At 64.8% G+C, this 16,522-nt stretch carries 13 protein-coding genes; 2 read left to right on the top strand and 11 right to left on the bottom strand.

Annotated features, from left to right (window positions below):
• Positions 1–253: 253 nt before the first annotated feature.
• From B3H47_RS04110 to B3H47_RS04095, 4 genes are all read right to left on the bottom strand, one after another.
• A complete protein-coding gene (locus B3H47_RS04110) occupies positions 254–649 on the bottom strand; it encodes a DUF302 domain-containing protein (protein WP_055451813.1) in 396 nt (131 codons plus the stop codon).
• Positions 650–744: 95 nt separating this feature from the next.
• Complete coding sequence (locus B3H47_RS04105) at positions 745–3,153, bottom strand: heavy metal translocating P-type ATPase (RefSeq protein WP_055451812.1); 2,409 nt, start codon at positions 3,151–3,153, stop codon at positions 745–747.
• A gap of 61 nt (positions 3,154–3,214) precedes the next feature.
• Positions 3,215–4,930, bottom strand: a complete 1,716-nt coding sequence (locus tag B3H47_RS04100) for a multicopper oxidase family protein (RefSeq protein WP_245610081.1) — start codon at positions 4,928–4,930, stop codon at positions 3,215–3,217.
• Positions 4,931–5,230: 300 nt separating this feature from the next.
• Entirely contained in the window at positions 5,231–5,701 is a 471-nt protein-coding gene (locus tag B3H47_RS04095) for a Cd(II)/Pb(II)-responsive transcriptional regulator (protein WP_055451811.1), read from the bottom strand.
• An 88-nt stretch (positions 5,702–5,789) separates the two neighbouring features.
• Here B3H47_RS04095 and B3H47_RS04090 point away from each other — a divergent pair, with 88 nt between their 5' ends.
• Complete coding sequence (locus B3H47_RS04090) at positions 5,790–8,132, top strand: heavy metal translocating P-type ATPase (RefSeq protein ID WP_082454473.1); 2,343 nt, start codon at positions 5,790–5,792, stop codon at positions 8,130–8,132.
• Positions 8,133–8,347: 215 nt separating this feature from the next.
• Here the strand turns inward: B3H47_RS04090 and B3H47_RS04080 are convergent, their stop codons facing one another.
• The 4 genes from B3H47_RS04080 to B3H47_RS04065 all read right to left on the bottom strand — a co-directional run bounded on the left by B3H47_RS04080 (position 8,348) and on the right by B3H47_RS04065 (position 10,183).
• Positions 8,348–8,587 (bottom strand): hypothetical protein, encoded by a 240-nt coding sequence (locus B3H47_RS04080; RefSeq protein WP_167344863.1) that lies wholly within the window; start codon positions 8,585–8,587, stop codon positions 8,348–8,350.
• 219 nt (positions 8,588–8,806) lie between these two features.
• Positions 8,807–9,181, bottom strand: coding sequence for a copper-binding protein (locus B3H47_RS04075; protein ID WP_055451810.1), 375 nt, complete (start codon positions 9,179–9,181; stop codon positions 8,807–8,809).
• A gap of 116 nt (positions 9,182–9,297) precedes the next feature.
• Positions 9,298–9,501, bottom strand: coding sequence for a hypothetical protein (locus B3H47_RS04070; protein WP_055451809.1), 204 nt, complete (start codon positions 9,499–9,501; stop codon positions 9,298–9,300).
• Between the two features lie 139 nt (positions 9,502–9,640).
• Positions 9,641–10,183, bottom strand: a complete 543-nt coding sequence (locus tag B3H47_RS04065; protein WP_055451808.1) for a hypothetical protein — start codon at positions 10,181–10,183, stop codon at positions 9,641–9,643.
• Positions 10,184–10,234: 51 nt separating this feature from the next.
• On the opposite strand from B3H47_RS04065, the gene B3H47_RS04060 reads away from it, so the two are divergent.
• Complete coding sequence (locus tag B3H47_RS04060) at positions 10,235–10,366, top strand: hypothetical protein (protein ID WP_281173312.1); 132 nt, start codon at positions 10,235–10,237, stop codon at positions 10,364–10,366.
• Positions 10,367–10,550: 184 nt separating this feature from the next.
• On the opposite strand, the gene B3H47_RS04055 is transcribed toward B3H47_RS04060, so the two are convergent.
• The 3 genes from B3H47_RS04055 to B3H47_RS04045 are packed head-to-tail and all read right to left on the bottom strand — an operon-like array spanning position 10,551 to position 16,455.
• Positions 10,551–13,688 carry an efflux RND transporter permease subunit gene (locus tag B3H47_RS04055; RefSeq protein WP_055451807.1) on the bottom strand — a complete coding sequence of 1,046 codons (3,138 nt, stop codon included), beginning with the start codon at positions 13,686–13,688 and terminating at the stop codon, positions 10,551–10,553.
• On the bottom strand, positions 13,685–15,289 hold the full coding sequence (locus tag B3H47_RS04050; RefSeq protein WP_055451806.1) for an efflux RND transporter periplasmic adaptor subunit: 1,605 nt from the start codon (positions 15,287–15,289) through the stop codon (positions 13,685–13,687). Before B3H47_RS04050 ends, B3H47_RS04055 begins: the two co-directional genes overlap by 4 nt.
• On the bottom strand, positions 15,286–16,455 hold the full coding sequence (locus tag B3H47_RS04045; RefSeq protein WP_286986153.1) for a TolC family protein: 1,170 nt from the start codon (positions 16,453–16,455) through the stop codon (positions 15,286–15,288). The genes B3H47_RS04050 and B3H47_RS04045 overlap by 4 nt, the downstream gene beginning before the upstream one ends.
• Positions 16,456–16,522: the final 67 nt, after the last annotated feature.

The raw sequence follows: 16,522 nt of genomic DNA, 5'->3' as shown, positions 1-16,522 counted from the left end.
GATGGGTTCGCAGGACGCTTACCCCGGAATCGCCCGAATGGCCCGTGAACAGCCATCGGATCAAGCCCACAACTATGGCGAGAATCAAAGCCCACCACACCAGCATGAAGAGCCAGCCCAAACCGAAGCCGCCCCATCCGCCCATCATTCCATATCCATAGCCCATGACCATGCTCCCATTGGATGTTCACAATAACCAGGCACCGACCGGCTGGACCGAATCAGCGCCTTGATGATGGCACCGACGCAGCCCTCAGGCGCGCAGGGCCTCGGCGACGCGCTTGAGCTTGTCGCGCACTTCACCGCCGAGTTTGTCTACCTCGGGACGTTTGACCATGCCGAGCACGGCCGCTGGGTCCATGAACACCACGCTGACCCCGCCGTCCGCCTCTTCCCGCACGACGACATTGCAGGGCAGCAGCGCGCCAATATCCGGCTCAGCTTGCAGGGCCTGATGGGCATAGTGCGGATTGCAGGCCCCGAGGATGAGGTAGGGACGTTCCTCGATGCCGAGTTTGGCCTTGAGCGTGGCGGCCACGTCGATGGTAGTCAGGACGCCGAAGCCCTCATGTTTCAACGCTTCGGTCGCCGCTTGCACGGTGGCCTCGAAGCCTTTGGGGCTGGTCACGGTAAAGACATAGTCACTCATGGGTCAATCTCCGGGTTTGAGGAAAGAACGGGTTGAAGATGGTGGTGCACGGTCCTTGATGGCATCGTCTGGCGCATGGCTCTGTCGGCTGCATGTCACGCCTGCGCTGTTGCTACCTGCGGCCCGGCCACGGCGTTCGTGGCCGGGCCGATGCGAATGCCGGTCAACCGGGTGCGCTTGAGCATCAGGGCGTTGACTGCCACCAGCGCCGAGCTGCCCGACATGGCGAGCGCCGCCACTTCGGGACTGATGGTGAAGGGGTAGAACACCCCTGCGGCCACTGGAAACGCAATGACGTTGTAGGCCACTGCCCACCACAGGTTCTGATGCATCTTGCGCAGGGTGGCGTGCGACAGCACGATCGCGCCGACGACGTCGAACGGATCGCTTTTCATCAGCACCACGTCGGCGCTTTCGATCGCCACATCGGTTCCGGCGCCGATGGCGAAGCCGACGTCGGCCTGCGTCAGCGCCGGTGCATCGTTGATGCCGTCGCCCACCATGCCGACCCGCTTGCCCTGCCCTTGCAACTCCCTGATCTTGGCCGCTTTGTCGCCGGGCAGCACGTCGGCCAGCACGATGTCGATGCCGATCTCGCGGGCGATGCGCTCCGCCGTCGGCCGGTTGTCGCCGGTCAGCATGGCCACCTGCACGCCCCTGGCGTGGAGCGCCGCCACGGTGGGCGCGGAGGTCGGGCGCACAGCGTCGGCAATGGCGATGAGACCCATCAAGCGCCCCGCACGCGCGACGTGCACCACCGTCATCCCCTGCCCCTGCAGCCGCTGCGAATCAGCCTCGAGGCCGTTCATGTTGGCCTTGTCGAGCGCTATCAGCTTGTCGTTGCCCAGCAGCACCACCTCGCCCCCCAGTTCGGCCCGGGCGCCCATGCCGTCGATGTTGGTGAACGCGCTGGCGGGTTCGAGCGCAAGACCCTTGGCGCTCTCGAGGATCGCAAGCGCCAGTGGATGCTCGGAGAGCTTTTCGACGGCCCCGGCCGTTTTCAGCAGTTCGTCTTCGGCGATGCCGGCGGCCAGGACCAAGTCGACCACCTCCGGCCGCCCCAGGGTCAGCGTGCCGGTCTTGTCGAAAACCACCACGTTCAACTGGGTCGCATCCTCCAGCGCGGAGGCGTTCTTGAACAAGATGCCGTTCATGGCGCCGAGCCCCGTTCCCACCATCACGGCCATCGGGGTGGCAAGGCCCAGGGCGTCCGGACAGGCGATGACGAACACGGTGATGGTCAATGCCAGCGCCAGCAGCAGCGGCTGCCCCAGGATGACGTACCAGGCGACGAAGGTCGCCACGCCGATCAGGACGGCAATCACCACCAGCCATTGCGATGCGCGGTCGGCCAGCAATTGCGCCGGCGCCTTGGAGTTCTGCGCCTCCTGCACCAGCTTGACGATCTGCGCCAGCGCGGTGTCGGCGCCCACCTTGGTGGCGCGGTAGCGCAAGCTGCCGCTCTTGTTGATGGTCGCTCCGATCACCGCGTCGCCGGGTTTTTTCCCCACCGGCATCGACTCGCCGGTCAGCATCGACTCATCGACCTGCGACGCGCCTTCCAGCACCTCGCCATCCACCGGAATCTTGTCGCCGGGGCGGATGAGCACCACGTCGCCCGGCAGCACCGCGGAGGTTGCCACCGTGATTTCCGCACCGTTGCGCAGCACTGTCGCCTTGGGCGGCGCCAGATTCATCAACGCGCGGATCGCCTCGGAGGCACCGGCGCGGGCGCGCATTTCAAGCCAATGCCCCAGCAGGATGAACACCAGCAGCACCGATACGGCCTCGTAGAACTGCGCCCCCTCGAAGAGAAAGGTCGTGCCGACGCTGAACAGATAGCCCGTGCCGATGGAGAGCACGACCAGCACCGCCATATTGAGCACGCCGTTGCGCAATGCGCGAGCCGCTGCGACGAAAAACGGCCAGGCCGGATAGATCACCGCGGCGCTGGCCAGGCCGAACAGCCAGTCCTTGAGCGCGAGACCGAACGGCGGCGCCGGCGGTGCGAACAGCCCGCCCATGGGCGAGTACACGAACAGCGGGACCGTGAACAACAGGCATACCCAGAACCGGTTGCGCATGTCTCGCGCCATGTCACGCGCGTCCATGCCGGCACCATGGCCCATGTCGTGCGCCATGGCATCTATTCCGGGCGTGCGACCGGAATGGGCGTCGCGTTCGGCGCCTTGGAGCCTGGCTCCGCCATGCACCACTCCAGCCTTGTGCGCACCCTGGGCATGCACCATGGCATGCTCCTCGCGCGGCTCGCACAGATGGTCGGGAACCGACTCGCCGCGGCAGTGGTAGCCGCAACGCTCGACCTGCGCCTGCAGTGCAGCCAGGTTGGTCAAGGCCGCGTCGTACACAACCGTGGCGCTGCCCGCGACGTAATTGACCTGCACGTCGGCGACGCCCGGCAGGCGCCGGAGCTTCTTTTCGACCCCGCGGGCGGAAAGGCTCGACACCAGCCCGGAGACATCGATGACGCTGGTGGTGTTCATAGGGACCGTCTTGTTCCTAAATTGGGTGGCTACGCTGGCGGACCGGAACCTTCGCCGCTTCTCACGCTACGGTGAACTGCCCCATCATGCCGTTGCCTTCATGTTCGAGGATATGGCAGTGGTACATGAAGGGATGTGCATCGTCTGCGGGCTGAGTAAAGCGCGCGGCCATCCGGACGGTTTCGTTGATGCGCACGAGGACGGTGTCCTTCCAGCCCTGTTCCCACTCCGGTACCTCACCGCTGTTGCGCGACAGGAGGCGAAGCGAGGTGCCGTGGCAATGGAACGGATGGGCCATCATCGCATCGTTGCGCACCTCCCAGACTTCGTTGCTGCCAAGACGCACGCGCTGGTTGATCACCGCCATGTCCATGAACTGGTCATTGATGGAAAAAAGCCTCGCGCCGCCGATCCCCAGACTCATGCGGCCCGGACCCGAGTCGGGCGGGGCGCCGCGCTCCACGCCGCCACCCATGCGCATCATTCCCGAGTCGCCTCCGCCCATCATCCGTATGCCCTGCAGGGTGAAGCGGCGTACAGGCGCATCGGGCCGCAACGCGGCGTACTCGGCCATCCGTGCCGGCAGCACGGTTTTCGCCGCATTTGGCGCAACGACCCGAAGCTGAAGCAGATCGAAGCCGTTGCGGTCCCAGCCATCCGTATGCATCGGCGCGCCATTGAGGGCCGGGACCACGGCACCCGAATCGCTGCGCAGCACCAGAGTCTTACCCAGGTCGCGGGATAGATCGACGAAGATTTCGGCGCGTTCCCCCGGCGCCAGCACCAGCCGACGCATCTCCACCGGACGTTCCAGCAGGCCGGCGTCGGTGGCGATCGCATGGAACGCGCGCCCATCGCTCAATGCAAAGTTGTAGAAACGCGCGTTGGAGCCGTTCAGCAGACGCAGACGCACCCGTTGCGCCGGCACCGCGGCATAGGGTTGCTCGCGGCCGTTGACCAGAAAGCGGTCACCCTTCATGCCCATGAGATCCATCATCGAGGTCATGTACAGCAGCCGGCCGTCGGCGGCCATGCGCCGATCCTGGACGATCACCGGAATGTCGTCCACCCCCCCAGGTGCACGGCAGACCGAGGCGAGCGTCCACTCCGTTATCGATGAGCAGTAGCCCGGCCAGCCCGGCATAGGCATGCGCCCCCGTGCGCGTCTCCGGACGAGGGTGGTACCAGAGCGTCGCGCCAGGCTGGGGTCCAGGGTGAAGCGATAGTCGAAGGTTTGACCGGGAAGGATCAGACTTTGCGGACCACCGTCCATCGATCCGGGCACATGGGCGCCATGCCAATGCGTGGTGGTCGACTGGTCGAGGTTGTTGGTCACCGCGATGCGCACCGCGCGCCCCCGCGGCACGCGCAACGCCGGGCCGAGCAGCGGGCCGTTGTATCCCCAGGTCGGGGTGCGCGTTCCAGCTACGAGTTCGCTGGTGCCGACACCCATGCGCAGGGCATAGTGGAGCACACCGGCGCGCTCCTCACCGGAGATCTGCGGGGGAATCGCCAGAGGGCGCGTGAAAGCTCCTGCGTTCATCGTCGCGGGTTTGAGCAGGCCAGGCTCCATGCCCATCATTCCGCCCATGCCACCACCCATGGCTTGGGCGGACGCGCCTTTGCGCAGCGCGGGGGCGGCGAGGACCGCCAGCGCGGCTGTGCCGATCAAACGGCGTCGGCTCAGTTGCAAACCCGATTCGGTTAGCGTGGAAAGAGCATTGGACGTCCCGGAATCGGACATGGAAGATATGGAAGGACACTTGCGCTTCTTCATTTGGATACTCCCTTCGTCTCCCGCCAGAGATGGGCACTTTGCGCACTACTGATGTTTCCCGAATCTGTGACTGTCTGAACCTCTCCCCACCCCAATCCTCCCCCATCTCGTGGGGGAGGCCCGGAGGGGGAGCCTTGCGCGCTGCCTTGCGTCTGTCGCCCATTCTGGAAATCTCAATAGCCAAAAGTCGATGGACTCTAGTTTGTCGTGCAGCGTGCTTCCACTTTAGTGCCGCGACGCTGTCCCATTCATGACAGCGCCATTAAAACTTTGTCATCTCTCGCCGACCGACGCCTACGCTCACACCGACACGCCACCTGGATGATCCGCTCCGGACCGATTGACCGGTTCCGCATGGCATTCGCAGGGCTCGCCGGCCGCGGCGTGTCGCAGGTTCTGCAGGATGCCGCATGCGCTCGCCGTTCGGTTGACCTGACAGGACTCGCGCAGCGCGTGCAACTGCTGCTCCAGCAAGCGCAGCGATTCGACCTGATGATGAATGCGCGCGATCTGCCGGTCGATCAACTGGTTGATGTCGTCGCACGCCGATTCAGGATGCTCCTGAAAGCTGAGCAATACGCGCACGTCGGGCAATCCCATGCCCAGCGAGCGGCAGTGCCGAATGAAATTGAGTTGCACCAGGTGATCACTGGTGTAGTTGCGATAGCCGTTGCCCTCGCGAGAGGGCGCGTCCAGCAAGCCCTCGCGTTCGTAAAAACGCACCGTCTCCACGTCGCAGTGCCCGCGCTGCGCCAATTCCCCGATTCGCATCTTGCATTCCCCTGTCGTCTAAAGGTACTTGACCCTGTAGCAGGTACAGGCTGTTCAATGATCGCATTGTTCACCGAGATCCGCCATCATGAGCCAGCACGACCCCATCAGCACAGCGTTACGCCTGCCTGCCCAGGCGCAAGACCATGGACCCACCTGTGACCACGATCATGCGCAGGATCATGGCCACGACCACGGCCCTGATGCGCATATCCATGCCCACGCGGGGGCCGATGCCTGCTGCGCCCCGGCGACACAGACCGACTGTCTGACGGGTGTTTGCAAAACCAATCCGGCACCCGAAGGGACCAGCCGGGTTCGCTACCGCATCGACAAGATGGACTGCCCCACCGAGGAGCGCCTGATCCGCAACAAGCTGGAGGTCATGCCCGGGGTCGTCCAACTCGACTTCAACCTCCTGCAACGGGAACTCACGGTGTATCACCGTTTGGAGCAGCCGCACGAGATTACTGCAGTGCTGAGCAAGCTGGACATGGCACCCAATGTGCTGGAAGCCAATGCGTCGGTGTCTGTACTTCCCCCGGCCCTGAGCCCACGGCAAAAAGGCCTGCTCGCCGTGGCTGGCGTCGCCGCGGTCGCGGCCGAGGCCATCGCCTGGTCGACCGGGCGAGAGACCTCATCGATGGTGATGGCGCTTGCCGCTGTGTCCATCGTGAGCGCCGGCCTGCCGACCATCAAAAAGGGCTGGGTCGCGCTCAAGAACCTGACCCTCAACATCTACTTCCTGATGTCCATCGCGGTGACCGGGGCCGTGGCTCTCGGCAAGTGGCCGGAGGCGGCGATGGTGGTGTTCCTGTTCGCCGTGGCCGAGGCGATCGAGGCGCTGTCGCTGGAGCGTGCCAGGAACGCGATTAAGTCGCTCACGGCCATCGCGCCGGAAACCGCCGAGGTCAAGGCTGGCGAGGCCTGGCAGGCCAAGCCGGTGGCCGAGGTGGCCGTCGGCAGTCGCATCCGGGTGCGCACCGGCGCGCGGGTGCCGCTGGACGCGCGCGTCGTGTCCGGCCGCGCGGCGCTAAACCAAGCGCCGATCACCGGGGAAAGCATGCCCGTGGACAAGCAAGTGGGCGACCCGCTGTATGCAGGCAGCATTGTGGCCGATGGCGTGGTGGAAGCCTCCGTCACGGCCTCGGCCGGTGACAGCACCTTGGCCCGCATCGCCCTGGCCATTCAGAGCGCGCAGTCACAGCGCGCGCCGACCCAGCGTTTCGTCGATCAATTCGCGCGGTACTACACCCCAGCGGTGGTGGTCTTCGCCATCGCCGTGGCCATCCTCGGCCCGCTGCTGAGTGGTGGAGGCTGGAGTTCCTGGCTGTACGAGGCCCTGGTCATGCTGGTCATCGCCTGCCCCTGCGCCTTGGTGGTCTCCACGCCGGTCACCGTGGTCAGCGGTCTTGCGGCGGCGGCCGGGCATGGCATCCTGGTCAAGGGCGGGATCCATCTGGAAGGCGGCCGTCTGCTCAAAGCCGTGGCGCTCGATAAGACCGGCACGCTGACCCGCGGCAAGCCCGCACTGACCGATGCGATCCCGCTTGGCGACATGACCATCGCGCAGGCCTTGCGGATCGCCGCCAGCCTCGACGACCACAGCACGCATCCGGTCGCCCAGGCGCTGGTTGCCGGCTGGCGCGCGCAGCAGCCAGGGTCCACAGTGCTGCCCGTCGAGGATTTTGGTGTGCTGCAAGGGCGCGGCGTTAAGGGCAGCGTCACCGGCCAGCTCTGGCATCTGGGCAATCATCGCCTGGCCGAAGACATCGGGGTCTGTTCGGCGGCGCTGGAGGCGCAGCTTGCCGTGCTGGAGCGTGCCGGCAAGACCGCCATCGTGTTGTGCGACGCGGCTGGCCCCGTGGCCGTTTTCGGCGTCGCCGACACCCTCAGGCCAGAGAGCGCGCAGGCGGTTGCGGCCCTCAAGGGGCTGGGCGTCGAGCCGGTCATGTTGACGGGCGACAACCCGGCCACGGCAAGGGCCATTGCCGCTCAGCTCGGCATCGCCGATGCGCGAGGCAATCTGCTGCCACAGGACAAGCAGGCCGCCGTTGCCGAACTGCATGCGCGCTACGGTTCGGTCGGTATGGTCGGCGACGGCGTGAACGATGCGCCGGCGCTGGCGCGCGCGAACATCGGCTTTGCCATGGGGGCGGCCGGCACCGCCACGGCGCTGGAAACCGCCGATGTCGCCATCATGGACGACGACCCGCGCAAGATCGCCGACTTCATCCATTTGAGCCGGCGCACCGCCGCAATTCTCAAGCAGAACATCGCCCTAGCGCTGGGCATCAAGGCGGTGTTCTTCGCCTTGGCCCTGAGCGGCGTGGCGACCCTGTGGATGGCGGTGTTCGCCGATGCCGGGGCCAGCCTGTTGGTGGTGTTCAACGGCATGCGGCTGCTGTCGCTACGACGTGCAACGGTTTGATGTTCTGGGTTCATGGTTTCACAACAAGGAGATGCCGTCATGAAATGCCACGTCTGCAAGGAAAGTACCCTGGTGATGACCGAACGCCAGGGCATTGAAATTGACGACTGCCGCAATACCGCGGCGTTTGGCTCGATCGCGGCGAGCTTGACAAGATCATCGAGCGAAACCACCAACAGGAGGCGGCCAGCGCACCACAGCAAGTGAGCCGCCCATCACCACAGCCTGAAAGTCATGGCCAAAACGGCGACCACCACGGCGGTGGCAAACATCAGGGGCGCTATGGCCCGATGCCGGGCCGAAAATCGTTCTGGAAAGAAATTTTCGACTGAAGCTGCAAGGCGTTTCAGCACCGGACGCGTTGGCCGCGAGGCCACGCGCAACACGGCTTCGTCGACACCGCTCCCGGCACAGCACCCGGCGCTGAAAACTTCAACCTGACGTTGTGTTGCCATGTCAGAACTCCTTCGTTTGAACACCCATCTGTCTTGGCATGATCTCCGGGTGAACAAAGACCTGCCGCATCGCGATGGATGCACTCTAGACCTTGGAGTGAGGTCCAGAGTCAAGGGATTTCTGAACACGATAACCATCTTGCGGTGTGGTTTACGAGCCGCGCCGGAAGCACGCTGAACGCCATCACGCGCACGAACCGACAACACGTCGGAATGACGTCACCGCACGACAGCAATCTTGGTGACGATGTACTGTCCCGATGGTCCCTTGGCCAGATCGAAATTCACTGTTTCTCCCGCCTTGAGTTCGTTGAGCATGCTCTTGCTCCGCACGCCGAAGTCCATGGTCATTCCCGGCCAGCCCAGCGCCTTGATCGCCTGGTGCGTGATATTCACCGTGCCGGTGGCGGCGTTGACGCTGTTGATGGCCCCGTGAGCCATAAAGCCATTGGTCGCGGTGGCTGGATCGGACATGCCCCCCATGCCCCCACCATTCATATTGCCCATACCCGGCATCGCGTTCGATGCTGCAAAAGTAGGCGACATGGCTGCCGCGGAACCGATCAGAATGAGGGCGAGGTCGAAACGTTTCATCGAGTTCTCCTGTGTTGATCCATGATGTTTGTGGGTAGGTGCGAGCCACGGCTCGTCTGCGGCGAGTGGTGGCCACCCCGGCGCACGACCCTCAGGGCCATGCGCCACAGGGGAGGTTACTTCTGCATCAAGAATCCATGCTCCCTCCAGCAGTCCAACGGGTTGCGCACGGCTGGCTTGTCCATCAATTGGCCATGCATGCGAAAGCAGGCTTGAATTTGCGCCTCCCGGGCCTGCACCCCATTGCTGCCCGCAGCAAACGCCGGGTAGGCGGCGCCCAGCATCAGCAGGGGGGTGATGACGACCAACAGTTTCTTCATGGCAATGCTCCAGTTAATCGAAATGCAGCAGCGCTGATCCAGCAGACCTGGGGCCGGCTGCTGTGACAACCCAGATGGAAAACTTCGTATTGCCAGGCAGACTGGTGTCGCCAGTTCTGCCAAGCCGCGCATGCAGGTCTCACATCATCCCGCGCATCATCGCCGGCATGCCCTCTTTGGCGAAGCGGTCGAGCTCGCGCGAGTGCGCCTTGATCACTGCGACCATCTCCGGGTCGGTGGAGGTCTCGGTCACGGCCACGCCGTCGGGCAGGATGTCCAGTTTGCGTTGATATTTCGTCGGGTGGGCGAACATCTGCGGCACGCTGTTGCTCATGGGGTAGGGGAAAGGGTGGTTCTGATCGAGCCGTGCATACATCTCCACCACATGCTTCTGGATGAGCGCTGCAGTCGTGGGGTCGGCCGAGGTGGTCACGTCATGCACCCCGTTGGGCAGCTCGGTCACCTTGCGCTGAATCTGCTGGTGAACCTTGAACAATTCCATGCCGGTGCGCATGGGGCCGTTCATGTTCTCGGGCGACATCATGCCGCCCTTGCCGCCACCCATCATCCCTCCACCCATCATGCCCTGGGCCTGGGCGGACGGTGCGCCGCGTCCGGTCAAAAAGCCCACGACGGTTCCAACAAAACCCACAACGGTAGTCAAAAATGTACGACGTTGCATGATGAACTCCTGGTTGCAACACACGGAACAAACGACGAAAGGAAACCGATCATGATGACTTCTGTCTGCATGTCGGGGGGCGGCATGGCCCTCATGGGGTTGTTCGGACTGCTGGTGCTGGCCTTCATTGCGCTCGGCGTGGCGGCGCTGATCAAATACCTCTTCTCCAGCCCAAGGCTTTGACGCCGCAAGCTCCTGAAATGCGTGCGCCCTGCACACTGAGATCGGCGTTTGCCCAGCAGAGTTCTGGAAGCAGCCGAGCCCGGCAGCGGTGTGATTTGCCCCTGCTCAAGGGCGGGCAAGCTCGGCCGTTGCCGCATTTGCTTGACCCCTTTGGGCAAGTCTGCTTGCGGCCGATTCATGGCGTTCATGAAACCACCTCCAGCCTGGGACTCTCGCCCAGTCCCAGGCGCTGCTTCTGCCACAGGGCGTAAACCGCTGGAATCACCAGCAGCGCCAGCAGGGCGGCGGTCAGCATGCCGCCCACCATGGGTGCGGCAATGCGCTTCATCACGTCGGCGCCAGCGCCTTCGCTGAACATGATGGGCAGCAGGCCGCCGACCACCATGGTCAGGGTCATCGCCATGGGCCGCAGTCGCAGCAAGGTGCCCTCGACCACGGTCTGCTTGAGATCGTCCCAGGTGCTGAGGCGGTCTTGAATCTTGCGTCGCTCCAGCGCCGCGTCGAGATACAGCAGCATGACCACGCCGAACTCGGAGGCCACCCCAGCGGTGGCGATGAAGCCCACGCCCACCGCCACCGAGAGCTTGTAGCCGAGCCAGTCGACGTACCAGAATCCGCCCACCAGCGACAGCGGCAAAGTCAGCAGGATGATGGCGACCTCGGTGAGGTTCTTGAAGTTGAAATACAGCAAGAGCGCGATCAGGCCGATCACCGCCGGCACGACGATCTTCAGGCGCTGCACGGCCTGCTCCAGCGCCTGGTACTGCCCCACCCAGTCGAGTGTGAAACCGGGCTGCAGATGCACCTTCTGCGCCAGGGCTGCTTGCGCCGCGGCCACGTAGCCGCCGATGCTGGTGCCGGGCTTGAGGTCGATGTACACCCAGGAATTCAGCCGGCTGTTGTCGCTGGTGAGCATGGGCGGGCCGCCCTCGATGCGCAGCGTGGCCACCTGCGCCAGCGGAATCTGGCTGCCCTCGGGCGTGGCGATGCGACTTTCCATCAGCGTGGACAGCGATTGACGCAGTTCGCGCGGATAGCGCAAGATGATGGGGAAACGCTCCAGACCGTTGACGGCGGTGGACAGGATCTGCCCGCCGATCGCTGTCTCGACTAGGCGGTTCACATCCGCCACCGAAAGGCCGTAGCGCGCGGCGGCCAGCCGGTTGGTGTCGACCACGATGTAGCGCCCACCGGTGGCGCGCGCCGCATAGGCGTTCTGCGTACCCGGAACGGTTTGCAGCACGGCTTGAATTTCCTGCCCTAGTCGGTTCAGCGTGTCGAGATTGCTGCCGGTGACCTTGATGCCCAGCGGCGTTTGCAAGCCGGTGGTCAACATGTCCACCTGACCCTTGATCGGCTGGGTCCAGGTGTTCGATACGCCTGGAATCTGCAGCGACTGGTTCAGCTTCTCAATCAGCTTGGCGGTGGTCATGCCGGCCGGCCAAGTGCTGCGGTCTTTCAGGTTCACGACCGTCATGAACATCGAGATCGGCGTCGGGTCGGTCGCGGTCTGCGCCCGCCCCGCCTTGCCGAACACGCTCTCCACTTCGGGGAAGGTCTTGATGATGCGGTCGCTCTGCTGCAGGATCGCGGCCGATTGGCCGATGGAGATCGACGGATCCTGCGATACCGGCATGTACAACAAGGTGCCTTCGTTCAGGGGAGGCATGAACTCCGAGCCGAGATGCTTCCAGGGGAAATACAGACTGGCCACCGCGACGATGGCCAGCACGATCACCACCCAGGGAGCCCGCAGCACGCCGTGGATCAAGGGGCGGTAGAGCCAGACCAGTACCTGGTTCAAGGGGTTTTTCCCCTCCGGGCGGATCGGCCCGCGAATGAACCACGCCATCAGCAGCGGCACCAGAGTGATGGACAGAATGGCGGCTGCCGCCATGGCATAGGTCTTGGTGAAGGCCAGGGGCCGAAACAGCTTGCCCTCCTCGCCGCCGAGCGCGAACACCGGCAGGAACGACACCGCGATGATCAGCAGCGAAAAAAACAATGCCGGACCGACCTCCGCGGCGGCGACCCGCGCCTTCATCCAGGGATCGGCATGCGGGTCGTGCTCCATATGCTTGTGCATGTTCTCGATCATGACGATCGCGGCGTCGGTCATCGCGCCGATGGCGATGGCGATGCCCCCCAGAGACATGATGTTGGCCGGAATGCCCTGCGCCCACATCACCAGAAAGGCGGCGAGGATGCCCAGCGGCAGCGACACGATGGCCACCAGCGCCGAGCGCGCACGCAGCAGGAACAGGAAGGACACCAAGGCGACGATCAGTGATTCTTCCAGCAGCTTCTCGGTGAGGGTGTGGATGGCACGCTGGATCAGCGGCGCTTGGCTGTAGGTGGTGACGATCTTCACCCCGGGAGGCAGGGAGGGCTGGATGGCGCGAATCTTGTCCTCGACGTGTTGAATGATGGCATCGGCGTTCGAGCCCTGGTTCATCATCACGATGCCGCCGACCACCGCGCCCTCGCCGTTGAGGTCGGCGGCGCTGTTGGGCAGCTCCGGCCCGAACTGCACGCGGGCGACGTCTTTGAGCGTCAGCGGCACGCCGCCGCGCGCCGCCAGTGGCGCGTTTTCCAGGTCCCGCAGCGAGCGGATGTAGCCGGTGGTACGCACCATATAGCTGGCCTCACCCAGATCGACCACCGAGCCGCTGGTCTCGCCGTTCGCGGCGCGAATGGCATCTTCCACCTGAGGCAGGGTGAGGTTGTAGGCCAGTAGGGCCTGCGGGTTCACCACCACCTGGTATTCCTTGACCATGCCACCGACCGTGGCGACCTCGGCCACGCCCGGAATGCTTTGCAACTGGTATTTGAGGAACCAGTTCTGCAGGGTGGTGAGCTGGCTCAGGTCCTGCGTGCCACCGGTATCGGTCAGGGCGTACATGTAAACCCAGTCCACCCCCGAGCTGTCCGGACCCAGCGCCGGCGTCACCCCGGGCGGCAGTTTGGATTGCACCTGGCTGAGATACTGCAGCACCAGATTGCGCGCCTGGTAGATGTTGGTTCCGTCCTTGAAGATGACGTAGACGAAGGAGTCGCCGAACATCGAGTAGCCGCGCACGGCGCGCGCGCCGGGAACCGACTGCAGGGTGGTCTCCAGCGGATAGGTCACCTGGTCCTGCACCACCTGCGGCGCCTGCCCGGGGTAAGAGGTCTTGATGATGACCTGGGTGGGCGAGATGTCGGGGATGGCTTCCAGCGGCGTGTTGCGCACCGCCAGGATGCCCGCGGCCAGCAGCAGCAGCGCGCCGATCACCGTCAGGCTGCGGTTCTCGAAGCACCACTCCATGAGTCGCCGGATCATGGGGCGCTCCGGCCAGGGGCCATATTCATTCCGGCCATCGATCCCGCGTCAGGGGGCGCTGCTGCTGGTCTCACGGGCGGAGTAGCCGTCGGCGCGGGCATGGGCCCGGCAGCGCCGGCTTGCGGGGAGCTCGCTGGCGGCATGCCTGACATCGCCCCCGTAGCGGGCATGCCACTCGCTCCACTCGTGTTGGCTTGACCGCCGAGCATGCGCGCCTTGACCGACTGGAACTGCGATTCGGAGTACAGCAGGAACTGGGCGCTTTCCACCACCTGGTCACCCACCTTGAGCCCTCGGGCGATGACCACCCAGCCGTTCGCCTCGGGACCAAGCGCAACCTGCACCGGCAGGAAGTGGCCGCCCGCCTGCGCCAGCATGGCGTAATCGCCATCTTGCGTGCGCAGCACCGCGCTGCTCGGCAGCGCCAGCGCGGTTTGCGCCTGAGCCTGCACCGTGGCGTTGGCATACATGCCCGGGCGCAACATGCCGCCGGGGTTGGCGAAGCTCAGGCGCGCGGTGATGGTGCGAGTTTGCGGATCCAGCGTGGGGTAGAGAAAGTTCAAGCGCCCATCCCAATTCCTGCCGGGGTAGGCCGGGAGCTGGAGCTGCACGCCGTCGCCCAGACGCACCCACGGCATCTGGTAGTCGTACAGCGCCACATTGACCCAGACCCGATCCAGATTGGCGATCTCGAACAGGCTGTTCTGCGACGAGACATAGCTGCCCTGGCGAATATTGAGCGCCGTCACCACGCCGCTCTCGGGCGCCAGGATGGGAACGTCGCGCATCGGTTGGCCCGAGGCCTCCAACTGCTTGAGCGCTGCCTCGGGCAGGCCCAGCAGCAGCAGGCGCTGTTTGGCTGCGGCCAGCAAGCCCTGGTTGTCGGGGTGACTGCCGGTGTGGCTATCAGTCGTGCCCGCTAGCTGGCGCGCGATGCTGTATTCCTGCTGCGCGGCGTACAACTCGGGCGAGTAAATCTCCGCCAGCACCTGACCGCGCGCCACCGCATCGCCCACGGCACGCACCTTGAGCTGCACCACCCAGCCGGAGAAGCGCGGGGTGACGATGGTGACACGGTTCTGGTCCACCGCCACGGTGCCCACGGTCTGGATCGCCTGGCCCAGGGGGCGCATCTGTGCGGTCGTCAGACGCACGCCCAGGTTTTGCGTCAGACGCGGGTCGATGTGCACTCCGGTGTCGGCCCCTCCGGTTTCGGCCTGGGCGTAGACCGGCACGTAATCCATGCCCATGTTGTCCTTCATCGGATGGTCCGCATGGATCGCCGGATTCATCGGGCTGGCCCAGTACAGCACCCGGCGCTGCGGCGCCGCAGCCGGGGCGTAGACCGGCACATAGTCCATCCCCATGTTGTCTTTCATCGGGTGGTCGGCGTGGATGGCGGCGTTCATCGGGTTGGCCCAGTACAGCACCTGGCGGCTTGCCGGCGCTGCTGCGGAAGCTGTTGCGGAAGCCGGGGCCGCCGCGGTGTTTGCCGACTCGGCTTGCGAGGCGCCGTGCGGCAGCCAGCGACTGCTCCAGAGGCCCGCGCCGAGGCCCACCAGCAACAGGCCGAGGCCGAGAGTGAAGGTTCGCAAATTCATGGCTGCTGCTCCGAAGGCGTGGTCAGGTAGTCGAGTTCGGCCTGGGTGGCCAGCAGATCCCGGCGCAGTTGCAGGGTCTGGAGTTCAAGGGCAAAGACAGCTTGCTGCGCCTTGAGCACGTCGCCCATGCTGGCGCGGCCGTTGCTGTAGGCGGTGAGGGTGGAGTCATAGGCCTCGTGCGCCAGCGGCAGCATCTGGGCGTGCAGGCGCTGCCACTTCTCCTGCTGGCTGCGCATGCGCGCTGTGGCCGAGCGAATCTGCTGCTGCAAGGCCAGCCGCTGGTCCTGCTCGTCGTAGCGGGCTTCCATCACCTGGGCGCGCGCGCTGTCGAGTTCCTGGTCCAGCCGATGGCTGGAGAAGATCGGCAGATTCATCGACACCCCAGCCGAAAAATAGTTGGGGGAGCCCGGAACAAAGCTCTTGCCGTAGGAGGCGCCCACCGTGATGGCTGGCCGGAAATTCGTCTTGGCCACTTGCACGCCAGCCTGCGCGGTCAGCACCTTGGCCTGGGCCAGGCGCAGCAGTGGCTGGCCTGGGGGAGCTTGCTCCGGAGTCATCGCACCAGGCGCCAAGTTCGGCCAGGCAGGATCGATCTGCGGCGCATGCTCGCTGCCGAGTGCCTGAGCGATGTCGGCCAGGGCCGCTGCTTCATCGGCGGCGAGCGCGCTTTGGTCGTTGCGCAATTCGTCCTCGGCGAGACGGGCGCGCAACACATCGCTCTGCGCTCCGCTGCCCGCACGGTAGCTGGCCATGGCCGCGTCGACGTTCTCACGCGCCAGCGACTGCTGCCGTTGCACGGTCGCCATGGCCTGGCGCGTGTACACCGCCACCAGCCAGGCGCGTCGCAAAGCGAGAACCAGTTGCGCCCGCTTGGCTTCACGGCTGAAGCGTTGCTCCGAGGCTTGCGCCTGCAGCTTGCTCCCTTCGAGGGCCAGCTTGCCGATGGGTGAAAAGCTCTGACTGACGCCAACGCTGAGCATGGTCATGCCTTGCTGGGTCAGCGAAAAGCTGTTGGTGGGTAGGTTGACCGCGTCGAACGACACATGCGGGTCGGGCAAGTGCGTGGCCGCTGCAGCCTGATGCTGGAGAGCGCGGATGCGCTGTGTGGCTGCTGCCAGACTCGGGTTGGCTTGTGCCAGTTGCGCCTCGGCGGCTCTGAGGGTCAAGGGTGCATCTTGGGCTTGGGCAGCCACGCTGGCAAGCAGCGGACCGAGCAGAAACATCAAGGGGAGA

It is taken from the genome of Thiomonas sp. UBA7699 (genome assembly GCF_002482605.1).
GTDB lineage: Bacteria > Pseudomonadota > Gammaproteobacteria > Burkholderiales > Burkholderiaceae_C > Thiomonas > Thiomonas arsenitoxydans.
This window is presented reverse-complemented; position numbering and strand designations above follow the sequence as displayed.